The following is a 1,089-nucleotide window of genomic DNA, read 5'->3' on the forward strand; positions in this document are numbered from 1 at the left end:
CGCCGGCCGCGCGCGCCAGGCGCATGCCGTGCAGCAGCAGCGCCCGGGCCAGGCCGCGGCGCCGGAAGCCCGGGTGCGTCCCGACCGGCTCGAACTCGACCGTCTCGTTGGCGTCGTCGAGCCACAGGATCGCCGAGCACACCATCGTCCCGTCCGGTGCCTCCACGAGGATGTGCAGGTCGTCGCGGTACGCCGGGGCGTGCCGGACGCCTTCGTAGCTCTCCGCCGTGTACGTCGTGGGGGCCCAAGCGTCTACATGGGCCTGGACCGCGGCCTCGGGCCCGGCTTCACCCGCCGTGCGGAACCGGAACCCGGCGGGCAGGACCGGCTCGGCGACGTCGGCGAGGTCGCGCTCGTTCAGCTGGGTCCAGGTGCCGGTGTCGCCGAGCGCGTCCGGGTCGGTCCCGTAGCCGTGCGCCGCCCAGCGCGCCAAGGCGAACTCGTCGGCGGCGCCCGCCAGCGCCGAGCGCTCGACGTCGCCCGCCGTGCTTTCGTACCAGGCGATCACCTCGTCGATCAGCGGGGCGTGGTCCGGGTGGACCTGGTGCGCCAGCGAAGCGCCGGTGACGTCCTTGACCGTGCCGTCGCTCCGCCGCACCTGGCGGGGGAGGCGCGCCCAGGCCCACGCCACCAGGTCGCCGCCGGCGAACCACAGTTCCCGGCGCCAGCTCGCACCGGCGGCGGCGTGGTCCTTGCCCCAGTTCCACGCTAGCTCGCCGTAGGATGCGTCGCCGTTCACCAGCTCGGGGCGGACGGCGGTGACCCGCTGCGCGAGGCCTTGCATGAGCCGCAGGTCGTCGACGGTCAACGGGGTGATCATGGAACAGCACTGTGGCAGGGGGCGGGCGGCGTCGTCGATTCGTTTTCGGCCGGGCGGAAGGAGGTGGCGCGTGGTCGTGCGGGTGCTGCTGGGGGCCGCGCTGGTCGTGGTGCTGGTGCTGGGGCTCGTCTGGGTGTTGCAGCGCCGGCTGATCTACCTGCCCGACGCCGGCCCGGTGCCGGCCGCCGCGAGCGTGCTGCCCGGCGGCGAAGACGTCCGCCTCCGCACGGCCGACGGCCTGGAGCTGGGTGCCTGGTACGTCCGGCCCC

At 74.8% G+C, this 1,089-nt stretch carries 1 protein-coding gene and 1 pseudogene; one reads left to right on the forward strand and one right to left on the reverse strand.

The genetic code is table 11. From position 1 onward, the window contains the following. On the reverse strand, positions 1-820 hold an 820-nt coding region (locus G3I65_RS08970; protein WP_160695678.1), incomplete at its 3' end, for a GNAT family N-acetyltransferase. A gap of 70 nt (positions 821-890) precedes the next feature. Here G3I65_RS08970 and G3I65_RS08975 point away from each other — a divergent pair. After that, positions 891-1,089, forward strand: a pseudogene (locus G3I65_RS08975) (alpha/beta hydrolase); the annotation flags it as partial.

Source organism: Amycolatopsis sp. SID8362 (genome assembly GCF_010550475.1).
GTDB classification, from domain to species: domain Bacteria; phylum Actinomycetota; class Actinomycetes; order Mycobacteriales; family Pseudonocardiaceae; genus Amycolatopsis; species Amycolatopsis eburnea.